13 protein-coding genes, 2 rRNA genes, 1 other RNA gene and 1 other annotated feature are annotated in these 13,706 nt (G+C 51.9%); of the genes, 2 read left to right on the top strand and 14 right to left on the bottom strand.

All coding sequences use genetic code 11. The features are described 5' to 3' along the window. From ACVBDQ_RS16755 to tadA, 8 genes are all read right to left on the bottom strand, one after another. Window positions 1-109 (bottom strand): 16S ribosomal RNA (locus tag ACVBDQ_RS16755); the annotation flags it as partial. Window positions 110-355: 246 nt separating this feature from the next. Beyond that, window positions 356-619: a pro-sigmaK processing inhibitor BofA family protein gene (locus tag ACVBDQ_RS16750; protein WP_011229537.1), complete on the bottom strand. Its 264-nt coding sequence runs from the start codon at window positions 617-619 to the stop codon at window positions 356-358. Window positions 620-697: 78 nt separating this feature from the next. Continuing rightward, a complete protein-coding gene (locus ACVBDQ_RS16745) occupies window positions 698-922 on the bottom strand; it encodes a YaaL family protein (RefSeq protein WP_012820427.1) in 225 nt (74 codons plus the stop codon). 23 nt (window positions 923-945) lie between these two features. Beyond that, entirely contained in the window at window positions 946-1,542 is a 597-nt protein-coding gene (gene recR / locus ACVBDQ_RS16740) for a recombination mediator RecR (RefSeq protein ID WP_011229535.1), read from the bottom strand. A gap of 9 nt (window positions 1,543-1,551) precedes the next feature. Then, window positions 1,552-1,875, bottom strand: a complete 324-nt coding sequence (locus ACVBDQ_RS16735) for a YbaB/EbfC family nucleoid-associated protein (RefSeq protein ID WP_020279743.1) — start codon at window positions 1,873-1,875, stop codon at window positions 1,552-1,554. Between the two features lie 26 nt (window positions 1,876-1,901). Continuing rightward, the gene (gene dnaX, locus ACVBDQ_RS16730) at window positions 1,902-3,584 is read right to left on the bottom strand and encodes a DNA polymerase III subunit gamma/tau (RefSeq protein WP_014194558.1); all 1,683 of its coding nucleotides are present in this window, start codon (window positions 3,582-3,584) and stop codon (window positions 1,902-1,904) included. A 117-nt stretch (window positions 3,585-3,701) separates the two neighbouring features. Then, window positions 3,702-3,966, bottom strand: an RNA gene (gene ffs, locus ACVBDQ_RS16725) — signal recognition particle sRNA large type. 38 nt (window positions 3,967-4,004) lie between these two features. Then, on the bottom strand, window positions 4,005-4,502 hold the full coding sequence (tadA, locus tag ACVBDQ_RS16720) for a tRNA adenosine(34) deaminase TadA (RefSeq protein WP_011229532.1): 498 nt from the start codon (window positions 4,500-4,502) through the stop codon (window positions 4,005-4,007). Window positions 4,503-4,587: 85 nt separating this feature from the next. Here tadA and ACVBDQ_RS16715 point away from each other — a divergent pair, with 85 nt between their 5' ends. After that, on the top strand, window positions 4,588-5,874 hold the full coding sequence (locus ACVBDQ_RS16715) for a LysM peptidoglycan-binding domain-containing protein (protein ID WP_014194557.1): 1,287 nt from the start codon (window positions 4,588-4,590) through the stop codon (window positions 5,872-5,874). Between the two features lie 221 nt (window positions 5,875-6,095). On the opposite strand, the gene serS is transcribed toward ACVBDQ_RS16715, so the two are convergent. From serS to guaB, 5 genes are all read right to left on the bottom strand, one after another. Then, window positions 6,096-7,370 carry a serine--tRNA ligase gene (gene serS, locus ACVBDQ_RS16710; protein WP_011229529.1) on the bottom strand — a complete coding sequence of 425 codons (1,275 nt, stop codon included), beginning with the start codon at window positions 7,368-7,370 and terminating at the stop codon, window positions 6,096-6,098. A 54-nt stretch (window positions 7,371-7,424) separates the two neighbouring features. Further along, window positions 7,425-7,645, bottom strand: a binding site (T-box leader). Window positions 7,646-7,654: 9 nt separating this feature from the next. Continuing rightward, a complete protein-coding gene (gene pdxT, locus ACVBDQ_RS16705; protein ID WP_011229528.1) occupies window positions 7,655-8,245 on the bottom strand; it encodes a pyridoxal 5'-phosphate synthase glutaminase subunit PdxT in 591 nt (196 codons plus the stop codon). A gap of 24 nt (window positions 8,246-8,269) precedes the next feature. Next, window positions 8,270-9,154: a pyridoxal 5'-phosphate synthase lyase subunit PdxS gene (gene pdxS, locus ACVBDQ_RS16700; RefSeq protein ID WP_011229527.1), complete on the bottom strand. Its 885-nt coding sequence runs from the start codon at window positions 9,152-9,154 to the stop codon at window positions 8,270-8,272. Window positions 9,155-9,284: 130 nt separating this feature from the next. Further along, on the bottom strand, window positions 9,285-10,643 hold the full coding sequence (locus ACVBDQ_RS16695; protein WP_011229526.1) for a serine hydrolase: 1,359 nt from the start codon (window positions 10,641-10,643) through the stop codon (window positions 9,285-9,287). A 104-nt stretch (window positions 10,644-10,747) separates the two neighbouring features. After that, window positions 10,748-12,214 carry an IMP dehydrogenase gene (gene guaB / locus ACVBDQ_RS16690; protein ID WP_033024488.1) on the bottom strand — a complete coding sequence of 489 codons (1,467 nt, stop codon included), beginning with the start codon at window positions 12,212-12,214 and terminating at the stop codon, window positions 10,748-10,750. Window positions 12,215-12,339: 125 nt separating this feature from the next. Here guaB and ACVBDQ_RS16685 point away from each other — a divergent pair, with 125 nt between their 5' ends. Beyond that, complete coding sequence (locus ACVBDQ_RS16685; RefSeq protein WP_011229524.1) at window positions 12,340-13,317, top strand: YaaC family protein; 978 nt, start codon at window positions 12,340-12,342, stop codon at window positions 13,315-13,317. Between the two features lie 44 nt (window positions 13,318-13,361). On the opposite strand, the gene rrf is transcribed toward ACVBDQ_RS16685, so the two are convergent. Beyond that, a 5S ribosomal RNA gene (rrf, locus tag ACVBDQ_RS16680) occupies window positions 13,362-13,478 on the bottom strand. Window positions 13,479-13,706 lie beyond the last annotated feature (228 nt).

The raw sequence follows: 13,706 nt of genomic DNA, 5'->3' as shown, positions 1-13,706 counted from the left end.
CGTCCGCCGCTGACCAAATCAGAGCAAGCTCCGATCCGGTCCGCTCGACTTGCATGTATTAGGCACGCCGCCAGCGTTCGTCCTGAGCCAGGATCAAACTCTCCAAAGAAAGTTGATTGGCTTTTCGGATTGTCCAGCTTCGGCCAAAGCGGCCTCCGCTTTTCTTATGACGCTTGCGTTTTGTTTAGTTTTCAAGGAACTTGTTTATCTTGCACACTTTTATCATTATACATATCATTTAATTTGCTGTCAACATATCTTTCATGAACAGCGACATTAATTAATATAATGCATTGTCATATAAAAGTCAATAACTTTTAAACAAAAAAATAAAAGGCATCTTGAATAATGATGCCTACAAAATATATCGGTCAATCACGATTAACGCTGCCGCTCCAGGGAGGCCAAGAAATCCGCAAACGATTGAGGTGACGAGGTTAATCGGAATATGGATGTTAAAATGCCCGCCGATGGCGTTGATGACAAACAGCGCGAGCGCCCCGACGATCAGGCGGATAGCAGCGTAGCCGATCAGGCGAAGCGCTTTGAGACGGGCGCCGACGATAAGCAAAACGGCGATAAGCGCTAGCAACACGGTAATGACGACTTTCGGCTCCAACGTTTGAACCCCCTTTTTGCACGCTTGTACTACCAACGTATGAGAAACAGGGGAAAAAAGAACAAAAAAATAAGGAAGTTAACGCACTTCCTTAAGTGTGATGCGGCGGTGCTTCGCTTCGCGGAGGAGGAAAAAATATTTGGCCTCAGCGAGTTGCAATGCGCTCAGCACCTCCGGAGACGGATCGACGCTTTTTTCGATGAGTTGTTTCTGCTCAAGCCATTCAGTTCTAGCCTTTTGTAGTTCAGCCATTAACTTCTCATCAAATTGTCTCTTTAGTTTCCCCTTTCGCCGCCATAACAAACCGATCCCCACCTTCTTTCTCTCTATAGCTCACGGCGCCCTTCCAACGCCTTTGATAACGTCACTTCGTCCGCATACTCCAAGTCGCCGCCGACCGGCAAGCCATGGGCGATGCGGGTGACTTTGATTCCTGTCGGCTTCAACAGGCGGGAGATGTACATCGCCGTTGCCTCTCCCTCGATGTTCGGGTCGGTCGCTAAAATCACCTCTTGGACCGTCTCATCCTGCAATCGCGTGAGCAGCTCGGCGATTTTAATATCTTCCGGTCCGATGCCTTCCATCGGCGAGATGGCCCCGTGCAACACGTGGTACAGGCCATTGTATTCTTTCATCCTCTCCATGGCGATGACATCTTTCGGATCCTGAACAACGCAAATCGTCGTCCGGTCGCGCCGCTCGTCTTTGCAGATGTAGCAAGGGTCTGTATCTGTAATATGTCCGCAAATCGTGCAATAATGAATATGCCGCTTGACATCAACGAGCGCCTTGGCAAACTCAAGCACGGTGTCTTCTTTCATCGCCAGCACATGAAATGCAAGGCGGGCAGCCGTTTTCGGGCCGATGCCGGGCAGTTTCATAAAACTGTCAATCAACTTCGATAGCGGTTCTGGATAATGCATACGCCCCCCCTAGAACAACCCTGGAATGTTAAGTCCTTTCGTAAACTGCCCCATCATTTCATTAGCCAACTCATCCGCTTTTTTCAACGCATCGTTTGTCGCTGCCAAAATCAAATCTTGCAGCATTTCAATATCGTCTGGGTCGACGACTTCCTCTTTAATTTTTACTTCCAAAATTTGTTTATGACCGTTAGCGACAACGGTCACCATGCCTCCGCCCGCCGTGCCTTCCACCGTTTTTTCCGCCAACTCTTCCTGCGCTTTTTGCATTTCTTTTTGCATTTTTTGCATTTGTTTTAACATTTTTTGCATATTGCCCATTCCGCCACGCATCATCTTGGCATCCTCCTTTAAACGGTTTATTCTTTAATTTCGATCAGCTCTTCGCCAAACAGCCGCTTCGCTTCGGCGATTAACGGATCTTCTTCGCTTTTTTCCACCATGGCGTCCTTATTGCGGATGAACTCTTCTCTTATTTTTCCCCATTCTCCCTCCGGAATGGCTACCATTTCAAAGCGGCGGTTTGTCAGCTCAAACAAAATCGCTTCGACGTTTTCTTTGACCGAACTTGTGGGATCGGTCGCCATTTTGCAGTGGATTTCGTATTTGAATTTTAATACAAACGCTGAGGCGCTCGCTGCAACCGGCTCGCTCTCTTGCAGCAAGGCAGCGTGCGACACTTTATGCTGCCGTTTCAACGTGTCGAGCACATCCGCCCAGCATCCTTTCACCAAAGCTAAATCTTCATGCGTCGCCTGTTTCAACAGCTCGTAAATGCGGCCAACCGGGGCTTTATATCCCCCCGTTTTCATCGGTTTGGACAGTTTTTTCACCGGCGCGGCGGTCGACGGAGGGGCAGCAGGCGGTTGTTCCTTCAGGCGCCGCAATTCCGCCTCCAGCGTTTCAATCCGCTTTATCAACGGTTCCAACTCGGAAGCCGACAGCGACGGGGCGGCGGCTGATGGATGGCAAAGTTTCACAAGCGCCACTTCCAACAGAAGGCGTGGGTGGTTTGTCCACTTCATCTCTTGCTGGCTTTTGTTCAGCAACTCGATGGCCTCGTATAAATTGGAAACCGGAATCATTTCCGACAGTGAAGTGAACGCTTCGTCAACGACAGCAATTTGAATCGCTCCCTCCACATAGGGAGCGGTTTTGTACAGCAATAAATCGCGATAGTACAAAATCAAGTCTTCAACCAAACGATGCGGATCTTTCCCTTGCGCCATCATCGTTTCCAACTGCTGAAGAACCGCCGCTGTATCTTTGCGGTGGATGGCTTCGATGAAGCTCGATAAGGCGGCAAATGATGCAGCCCCGGTCATCGCCAGCACGTCGTCGAGCCGAAGTTTCCCGTCGCTGAACGAAATGGCTTGATCAAGCAAGCTGAGCGCATCGCGCATCCCCCCGTCTGCAGCACGGGCGATGGCGGACAATGCCTCATCGGACGCCTCGACACCTTGGGCGCTTGCGACATACTTTAGCCGTGAAACGATCGCCGGAAGCGGGATGCGGCGAAAATCGAACCGTTGGCAGCGGGAAATGATCGTCGTCGGAATTTTGTGCGGCTCGGTCGTGGCCAAAATGAAAATGACGTGTTTCGGCGGCTCCTCCAACGTTTTCAACAGCGCGTTAAACGCACCGATCGACAGCATATGCACCTCGTCGATGATATACACTTTGTAGCGGGCCGACGTCGGCGCAAATTTCACCTTCTCACGGATATCACGAATTTCATCGACGCGGTTGTTGGAAGCAGCGTCAATTTCCAGCACATCGGGAACCGTTCCATTCGTAATGCCGAGGCAAGCTGGACACTCATTGCATGGCTCCGCCGCTGGCGCCTGTTCACAGTTGACCGCCTTGGCGAAAATTTTCGCTGCGCTCGTTTTTCCTGTACCGCGCGGGCCGGAAAATAAGTAAGCGTGCGATATTTTATGTTGAAGCAGGGCGCTTTGCAACGTCTTGGTCACGTGTTCTTGGCCGACCATGTCCGCAAAGCGCTGCGGCCGAAACACGCGATATAACGCTTGGTATGCCACGGAAAACGGCCCTCCTCTTTCTCTCGTCCTATCTATTATATAACTTCCTATTGCAATTTGAAATAACAAAAAACCCACTCGCCATGAGTGGGTTTTGTTCCCTATCGCTATGTAAGGCCGTGCACCTTCTGTCGATTAGCTGCCCCGAGCGTTGCTCAAGCAGTTAGCTCAGCCCAGGCGTCCCCGCGGCACATGGGAGCATCCGCTTACTGCTGCTTCCTTCCGGACCTGACAGGGTTCACGGAATCCCATTGCGCGGGACCCAGACGTCAACACCACTTGCTTGAGACAGGCCTCGCAACAGACTAACCTCGAGAAGGAATTCAGCCTCGCTAGAGCGGATTGCGAGTACAGGGCACCGCTACCTCCCCGCTTAGCACGGCACTATCAGTATAGCTCGTTAGCGGAAAAAATGCAATGTCAATCGACGGAATTTTCGTTGGCACTCCCGCCAACATTTCTCTTTTGTTCGCGCAATCGTCGAAAAAATTGGCTCAACAGCGAACCGCACTCGTCAGCAAGCACCCCGCTTACCACCTTAACCTGATGGTTAAATCGGCTTTCCTGCAATAAGTTCATCAATGTCCCAGCGCACCCTCCCTTTGGGTCAAACGCGCCAAATACAACCCGTTCGATGCGGGAAAGAACAATGGCGCCTGCGCACATGGCGCACGGCTCAAGCGTTACGTACAACGTCGCCCGCTCAAGCCGCCATGAACCGGTTGCCCGGCATGCTTCATCGATTGCCAAAATTTCTGCATGAGCGATGGCGCGTTGTTCGGTTTCCCGCAAATTATGAGCGCGGGCGATGACGCGGCCGTCTTGAACGATGACAGCGCCGATCGGCACTTCGCCGATCTGCTCCGCTTTTTTTGCTTCTTCCATTGCCAATCGCATGTAGTACTCGTCGGTGTTCATCGTATACCCCTTCACACAAACGGTCATTTCTCCTTTCTTTTCATCATAGAATATGGAGAATAAAGACGCAACTAGGAGGTCAAGTATGCAAATCCACGTAGTGCAGAGTGGACAAACGTTAAGTGGAATTGCTGAGGCATACGGGACCACGGCGGAAGACATTGTCCGGGCCAACAAGCTTCCAAACCCTGATAAACTCGTTGTCGGTCAGGCGCTCGTGATCCCGATCGTCGGTCGTTTTTACTGGGTGCAGCGCGGCGACACGTTATGGTCGATTGCACGCCGATTTTCGATTCCGATGCAGCGGCTTGCCGAAGTGAATCGCCTCTCCTTAAACGCTCCGCTTAAGGTCGGGCAGCGGCTTTATATACCGCCCGGCGCCAAGCGAAGAGCGGAGTTTAACGCCTATATTGAACCGCGCGGCGCGACTGTCAGCCCAGCGCTGGAGGCGAGCGCTCGCGAAGCCGCTCCGTATTTGACTTATTTGAGTCCTTTTTATTTTGCGATCCGACGCGACGCGACATTGCAAGAGCCGCCGCTTGACGACTTTCCGGATATTGCCCGCGCCAACCGCGTCACGCTCGTTATGGTTGTCGCCAACATTGAAAACGGGCAGTTCAGCGACGAGCTCGGCGCGCTTATGTTAACAAACGAAACGCTGCAAAATCGTCTGCTCGACAACATTGTCGCGACCGCTAGACGGTATGGCTTCCGCGACATCCATTTTGATTTTGAATATTTGCGCCCGGAAGACCGTGAGGCGTATAATGCGTTTTTGCGCAAAGCGAAACGGCGGTTTGCACGAGAAGGGTGGATGATGTCGACCGCCTTGGCGCCGAAAACGAGCGCGACCCAGCGCGGACGTTGGTACGAAGCACACGACTACCGCGCCCATGGACAAATTGTCGACTTTGTCGTGATCATGACGTATGAATGGGGCTACAGCGGCGGGCCGCCGATGCCGGTGTCCCCGATCGGTCCGGTCCGCCGCGTTCTCGAGTACGCCATCTCTGAAATGCCAGCCGGAAAAATTTTGATGGGGCAAAACTTGTATGGCTACGACTGGACGCTGCCATATGTACCCGGCGGCCCGTACGCCCAGGCCATCAGCCCGCAGCAAGCCATCGCCCTCGCCGCAAAGTATAACGTTGCCATCGAATACGATACGGAGGCGCAGGCACCGCATTTTCGCTATCGCGACGAAAACGGACGCGAGCATGAAGTATGGTTTGAGGACGCCCGCTCCATTCAAGCAAAATTTAATCTCGTGAAGGAACTTGGTTTGCGCGGGGTCAGCTATTGGAAACTTGGCATTGATTTTCCACAAAACTGGCTGCTGATCGCTGATCAATTTACTGTTGTAAAAAAATAAAGGCATAAAAAACCCGCCGGTCAACGGCGGGTTTTTTTATGATGGGAAACGGCTTTCGGCGGTCAGCCGTTTCAGATGACAATCTCCTCTTATGCGCGTCAGTCCTCTTCATCATCGTCTTGGCCAAGAACAAGACTTCTTGTTCCTCATTGCCAACGTCATTCACTATAACACGGCAGTCGGGAAAAGTCAACCAACGATTTGCCTCAAGCACCTTTTTTTCAGCGAATGACGTCCCGATTCCCCATGTAAGGACGAAGCGCTTCCGGAACGATGACCGAGCCGTCTTCTTGCTGGTAGTTTTCCAAAATGGCGGCGACCGTCCGCCCAATGGCTAGCCCCGAACCGTTTAATGTATGCACGTACTCCGGTTTCGCTTTTGGATCCCGACGGAAGCGGATGTTGGCACGGCGCGCTTGAAACGCCTCAAAGTTGCTGCACGACGAAATTTCCCGGTACGTTCCGTAACTTGGCAGCCAAACTTCAATATCGTACGTTTTCGCCGCCGAGAATCCAAGGTCTCCGGTGCACAAGGCGACAACGCGGTACGGAAGCCCGAGCCGTTGCAAAATCGTCTCTGCCTGGCGCGTCAGCTTTTCCAATTCATCGTACGAGTCCTCCGGCTTTACGAACTTTACCAGCTCGACTTTATTGAACTGATGCTGACGGATCAGCCCTCTCGTGTCGCGGCCGGCCGACCCGGCTTCCGCGCGGAAGCAGGCGCTGTAGGCCGCATAGTAAATCGGCAAATCATCTGCGGCCAAAATTTCGTCGCGGTGCAGGTTCGTCACCGGCACCTCAGCGGTCGGAATGAGGAAATAATCTTCGCTGTCCAAATGGAACGCATCCTCGGCAAATTTCGGCAACTGTCCGGTTCCGATCATGCTCGCCCGGTTCACTAAATATGGCGGCAACACTTCTTCGTAACCGAATTCATCGAGATGGATGTCAAGCATAAAGTTGATGAGCGCCCGCTCAAGCCGCGCTCCTAACCCTTTATAAAAGACAAATCGGCTTCCCGCCACTTTGGCGGCTCGCTCAAAGTCGAGCAAACCGAGCCGATCGGCGATTTCCCAATGCGGCTTCGGCTCAAAGGAAAACGAACGCGGCTCTCCCCATCTCCGCACTTCCACATTGTCCTCTTCTGATTGGCCGATCGGCACTGATTCGTGCGGCACGTTTGGAATTGACAACAACAAGTCGTCGAGTTCCGCCTCAAGCTGGCGAATTTGTTCATCCATCCGTTTAATGCGGTCACCGACTTCGCGCATTTGGGCAATCAGCGGCTCGGCGTCCTTTTTCTCGCGCTTTAGGACAGCGATTTGCTGCGACACATCGTTGCGCTTGCTTTTCAGCTCTTCGACTTCCGCGATCAAGCGGCGGCGGTCTTTGTCCAATTGTTCAAAGCGGTCGATGTTCGTCAAATCCCCGCCGCGCTGCATTAGTTTTTCTTTCACTTCTTCAAACTGGGTGCGCAATATTTTCACATCCAGCATGGCTTTTACCTCCTTTTCCATTCAATATTATACATAAAAAAGCCCCCGTCCCAAAAAAGGGACGGGAGCCATCCCGCGGTGCCACCCTTATTGAAGGCTTGCTATGCCTTCCCCTTTTGCCGTTAACGGCGGCGGCCGAAAACGCCTACTGGCCCTTTGGGCGTTCAACGTTTTGCTCGAGGATGGATTCACAGGAGCTCCCTGCCGGTTCGCACCGCCCACCGGCTCTCTGATAAGGAAGGCATCCCGCTACTCGTTCCTCTCATCGCTTTCGCTTGATCACTTTACTTGAGGCTTGACGCCATTTTCGCTTCTTTGACCATGTTGAGGAAGTATTGCATCAATCGATGATCGTCGGTCAGCTCTGGGTGGAACGAGCAGCCAAGAAACTGTCCTTGTCGAGCGGCGACAATGCGGTCATTGTATGTCGCCAAGACATCGACCCCGTCCCCGGCCTCCACGATATGCGGAGCGCGGATGAAGACGCCGACAAAGCCATCGCCGACGCCTTTAATCGACAGCTCCGCCTCAAAGCTTTCCCGCTGCCGACCGAACGAGTTCCGCTCCACCGTAATGTCCATTAATCCTAAATGTGGCTCGTCATAGCCGACAATTCGCTTCGCCAGCAAAATGAGTCCGGCGCACGTGCCGAACATCGGCTTGCCGGCAGCGGCAAATTGCTTGAGCGGCTCCATCAGCCCATAGCGGTCGATGAGCCGCCGCATCGTCGTGCTTTCGCCGCCCGGCAGCACAAGACCGTCCAACCCTTCAAGCTGCTCCGGCTTTTTCACGATGACCGCCTCGGCGCCGCACGCCTCAATGGCGCGAACATGCTCCCGCACAGCTCCTTGCAGTCCAAGTACACCTATTTTCATCGTTGCTTTGCTCCTTTATTTAGCTTACCAGCCGCGTTCTTGCATCCGGTGCTCCGGCAACAATGTCGCGATATCGATGCCGCGCATCGCGCCGCCCAATCCTTTCGACAAGTGTGCGATCAATTCATAGTCTTCGTAATGAGTCGTCGCCTCTACGATCGCGCGCGCGTATTTTTCCGGATTTTCCGATTTGAAAATGCCAGACCCAACAAAGACACCGTCCGCACCCAAGTGCATCATCAAGGCAGCGTCAGCCGGTGTCGCGACACCGCCGGCGGCAAAGTTGACGACCGGCAGGCGGCCAAGCCGCTTGATCTCGCGCAGCACCTCAACCGGAGCCCCGAGCTGTTTCGCCTCAGCGACAAGCTCATCTTCGCTCATGTTGACGACTTTGCGAATTTGCGCGTTCACTTTGCGCATATGGCGCACGGCCTCAACGATGTTGCCTGTCCCCGGCTCTCCTTTCGTCCGCAACATCGATGCCCCTTCTGCAATGCGGCGCGCCGCTTCCCCTAAATCGCGGCAACCGCACACAAATGGAACGGTAAACTGCCGTTTGTCAATATGGAACTCCTCATCAGCCGGCGTTAATACTTCGCTTTCGTCAATGTAGTCGACACCAAGCGCCTCTAAGACACGCGCCTCAACATAGTGACCGATCCGCACTTTCGCCATGACTGGGATCGAAACGGCGTTCATCACTTCTTCGATCACCGTCGGGTCGGCCATGCGCGCGACACCGCCAGCGGCGCGAATGTCCGCCGGGACGCGCTCGAGCGCCATAACCGCGACAGCCCCTGCCGCTTCAGCGATTTTCGCCTGTTCTGCGTTCACGACGTCCATGATGACGCCGCCTTTTTGCATTTCCGCCATGCCGCGTTTGACGCGGTCCGTACCTGTCAATGCCAACGTTGATTCCCCCTATTCCTAATCCTTATGCTTTGCGAGGCATGCAAAAGGACGATTCCACTGTTTTATTTTACCTCAATTTTTACAAAAATCACAATGGAAAAAAGCTCCCCATCAAGGGGAGTCGATTTTACAGCCAGCCTTTCACTGTTTTGGCGACGCTTGTCCATAAATCAACAAACAGTCCGCCGACCGCGCGCATCGAAAGAACAAACCAATTGGCTTTTTCGACTTCAGCTGTTGTGACAAGCGGCACACGGATGTTTTTTTGCATGTCTGGGCTTAAGAAGGCAAGGGAGTCGTCCCCTTTATATTCGAGCGTCATATATCCAACCGTTTCCCCTTTTTTCAAAGGGGCGACTAGCTTTCCTTCTTTTGTCATTTTTTTCTTGTCCAACACATATACAGGTTTGTATTGTTTTTCCTCGCCGTTTTTCACAAGCAGATCCAGATTCTTTCCTGTCGCGACACGAACCTCTTTTTCTTTCCCTTTCACGACCGGAAGTGTTTCTTTTCCTTTCAGCTGGTACCCTTTTGGATAAAGCGTCTCGAGGGAGTATTGGTTGAATCCGTAGTTAAATAGTTTTTCTGTCTCTTTAAAGCGCGCCTCTTTTGTTGTTTTCCCACTCGCATCTTTCGCGTTCATGACAACCGAAATCAAGCGGACGCCGTTTCGTTTCGCCGTCCCGGTGAAACAGTTGCCGGCAAATTCCGTATAGCCGGTTTTCAACCCGTCTACACCTTCGTATCCGTACACAAGCCCAGGCAGCATCCAATTCCAGTTGTCCATTTTGATTTCATCTTTTGTTCCTTCCCGGAATACTTTATGAGGAATGCTCGCTGTTTTCAGCACTTCGGGATGATCTTTCAGCAACCGGTAGGCAAGCATCGCCATCGCACGTGCGGACATGACGTTTTCCTCATTTGTGCTTGTCCCTTCCGGATGGAATCCTTTTAAATCCTTATTGCTCAACCCTGTGGCATTGACAAACTTATAATCTTTCAGCCCAAGCTCTTTCGCTTTGTCGTTCATCATTTTCACAAAATTTTTCTCCGATCCAGCGATGATCTCAGCAATCGCGACCGTTGCCCCGTTCGCCGAATAAATGGCCATTGCCTCGTACAGCTCACGCACCGTATACTTGCCATCTTTTCGCAACGGGACATTGGACAGCGCCCGGTCTTGCGACAGCCGGTACACGTAATCGCTTGGCGTGTACATTTGATCCCATTTGACGCGCTTCGCCTTAATGGCGTCAAGAAGCAAATACTCGGTCATCATTTTCGTCATGCTGGCAATCCCAAGCACCGTATCGATATTTTTTTCATACAAAATTCTTCCCGTTTGTGCATCCACTAAAATCGCAGCGTCCGCCCGGATGTCAAGCGGGGCGCTTTCCGCCTTCACCGTCTGTTGAAACGGACCAAACGTTAAACAAAGGCAAATCGACAGCAACCAAAACAACCAGTTTTGTTTTCTCCTCCTCACAATGACACCCTCCTCACACAACCGTTATTGTAACATACCGTCGGCCAAAAAAATAGACGGAGGACATGTCTCCGTCAAAGTTGAGCCGATCGGCGCAACTCCGATCAAAAAGCAGAGTAGTTCGGCGCTTCTTTCGTAATTTGCACGTCATGCGGATGGCTTTCACGAAGCCCCGCGCTCGTCATGCGGATAAACTGCGTTTTTTCGCGCAGCTCTTCCAAATTGCGGGTTCCACAATAGCCCATGCCGGCGCGCAACCCACCGACAAGCTGATAAATCGTGTCGGCAAGCGGCCCTTTGTATGGAACGCGTCCCTCGATGCCTTCCGGGACAAACTTTTTCGCATCTTCTTGAAAATAGCGGTCTTTGCTGCCGCGCTCCATGGCTGCGACCGATCCCATGCCCCGGTACACCTTAAAGCGGCGGCCTTGGTAAATTTCCGTCTCACCCGGGCTTTCGGAAACACCAGCAAGCAAGCTGCCGAGCATAACCGCATGCGCCCCAGCCGCGATCGCCTTCACAATGTCGCCGGAATATTTGATCCCGCCGTCAGCGATGACCGGGACGCCATGTTTGCGCGCCTCAGTCGCACAGTCGTAGATCGCCGTAATTTGCGGCACACCAACCCCGGCGACAACCCGGGTCGTGCAGATGGACCCCGGACCGATTCCGACTTTAATAATGTTCGCCCCAGCCTCAATCAAGTCGCGCGTCCCTTCAGCTGTCGCGACATTGCCGGCGATGATGTTCAAGTCCGGGTATTGGCGTCGGATGTTGGCCACCGTCTCTAGGACGCCTTTCGAATGGCCGTGCGCCGTGTCAACGACAATGACATCAACCCCTGCCTCAACAAGCTTTTTGACGCGAATCATCGTGTCCGCCGTCACCCCGACGGCCGCCCCGACAATCAGCCTCCCTTTCGCATCTTTCGCCGAATTCGGGAACTCAATGACCTTTTCAATATCCTTGATCGTAATTAATCCCTTCAGCACACCGTTTTCATCAACAAGAGGCAGTTTTTCGACCTTGTGTCGCTGCAAAATTTTCTCTGCTTCCTCCAACGTTGTCCCCACCGGAGCAGTGATCAAGTTTTCCTTCGTCATTACCTCGGAAATTTTAATCGAATAGTCTTGAATGAAACGCAAGTCACGGTTCGTAATAATGCCGACCAATTTTTGCTCCTCGGGGTTGTTGACGATCGGCACCCCCGAGATCCGATATTTACTCATTAAGTGTTCTGCATCATACACTTGATGATCCGGCGTTAGGAAAAACGGGTCCGTAATGACGCCTCGTTCCGACCGTTTCACCTTGTCGACCTGCTCGGCCTGCTGTTCGATCGACATATTTTTGTGAATGATGCCAAGGCCTCCCTGACGCGCCATCGCAATTGCCATCTCCGCTTCGGTGACCGTATCCATCCCAGCGCTGAGAATCGGGATGTTCAACTGCAGCGTATCGCTCAACTTCGTGGTTACATCAACATCGCGCGGCAATACGTCCGACTTCGCTGGGATGAGAAGAACGTCATCAAACGTCAATCCTTCCTTGGCGAATTTCGCTTCCCACATGTTTTCTCCCCCTTGTCCGGAAATATTATTAGTAGCTTAACAACTGGTTAAACTACTGTCAAGGAATCAAGAAAATGTCCAACTTTTCAGTTATTTCAAGACAATTCTATGTAAGGGGGGTAAAAATGTTCGGAAATCACGGTCAACTGTTTCGCCTTTCTGTTTTCCGCTCGGCCGATACTGCGCAGCAATTTTTGCGGCAATGCTATCAACAGCTGCAGCGGGATGACGCCGTCCAACGCAGTTATGCAAACTGTTACCCATTTTTATATTATCTGGAACACGGGCAAAACTTTTACGCCGCTGCCCAGCAGGCGCCGCTGTCCATCAAGCCAGTTCTCTTGTTTTACGGCATGGTGCAGCTCTTAAAAGCATGCCTGCTCACTGTCGACCCCGACTACCCGGAATCAACATCGGTCTTGGCCCATGGTGTATCAGCAAGAAAACGAAAAAAACAGGGCTACGAATTTTTAGATGATGAAGTGAAAATACAAAAAAACGGTTTATTCGCACATTTTTCTGAAAAAATGTTTCATGTGAAACAAGAAGCTGGGGAAAAATTTCGCATGGGCACGCTGTTGCAACGAATTAGCGAGTTGCATGAAACGTTTTTTCTTCTAAGCGGGCGAAAAAAACCGTTATCCTTGCCTGTTGTACATACTGCTTCGCCGCCGATGCTCGCCATCCCAAAAGTGATTTTGGACCACTACCATATGTCGTTGTCCCGCTTTGTCCAATATCTCTGTGAAGAAGGACAAGGAAAGCGGCTTTCGTTCGCCAAAGAAGAAGGAGAATTTCTGTATTTTCATATAGAATCGCCGCTGTCGCCGGCCGGAGAAGGTCCGTTTTTATTCCATCTTGACGGTACACTCCGAATTCCAGTCAAGAAAGAGAAAACATTCTCGCTTCCAGAAATACACGCCCATTACTTGTTGCTGTATAACTTGAGCATGATTTCGCGCTATGAGACGGAATGGTGGAGCGAGCTTCTCCATTCTTACCCAAGCAAGGCATACACTTTTATTCTTGAGTTTCTCTCCGTGTCGGCGGAAAAAGTGCCGTTGCTGCTTCATGAATACTTAATGCGGAAATTTTTGGGTTGAATCAAATCAAAAATCCCCTGCTGTATATACAGCAGGGGATTTTCGCCTAGCAACGACCTACTCTTGCAGGGGCGCTGGCCCCAACTACCATCGGCGCTGGAGGGCTTAACTTCCGTGTTCGGGATGGGAACGGGTGTTTCCCCTCCGCCATAGCCACTAGGCAATGATGATCATCTTGGACAGTAATTATTATATCCATCCTGTTGGATTTGTCAACAGGATGTTCATTCCCTCAAAACTAGATAACCGTTGGAAGAAGCCACTCGCCTGCGCTTTTCGCATTGTCCAGCTCCGGCTCGCCGCCGCTCGGGGTCAAATAACCTTCGCCTTCGGGATCGGAAATCCCTGCAGGCGAAGAACATTTGCCCGTCGCGGCGACCCGCTCGCCT

This window comes from Geobacillus sp. CCR (genome assembly GCF_052906625.1).
The sequence above is the reverse complement of the archived record's forward strand: the minus strand, read 5'-3'. Positions and strand labels throughout refer to the sequence as shown.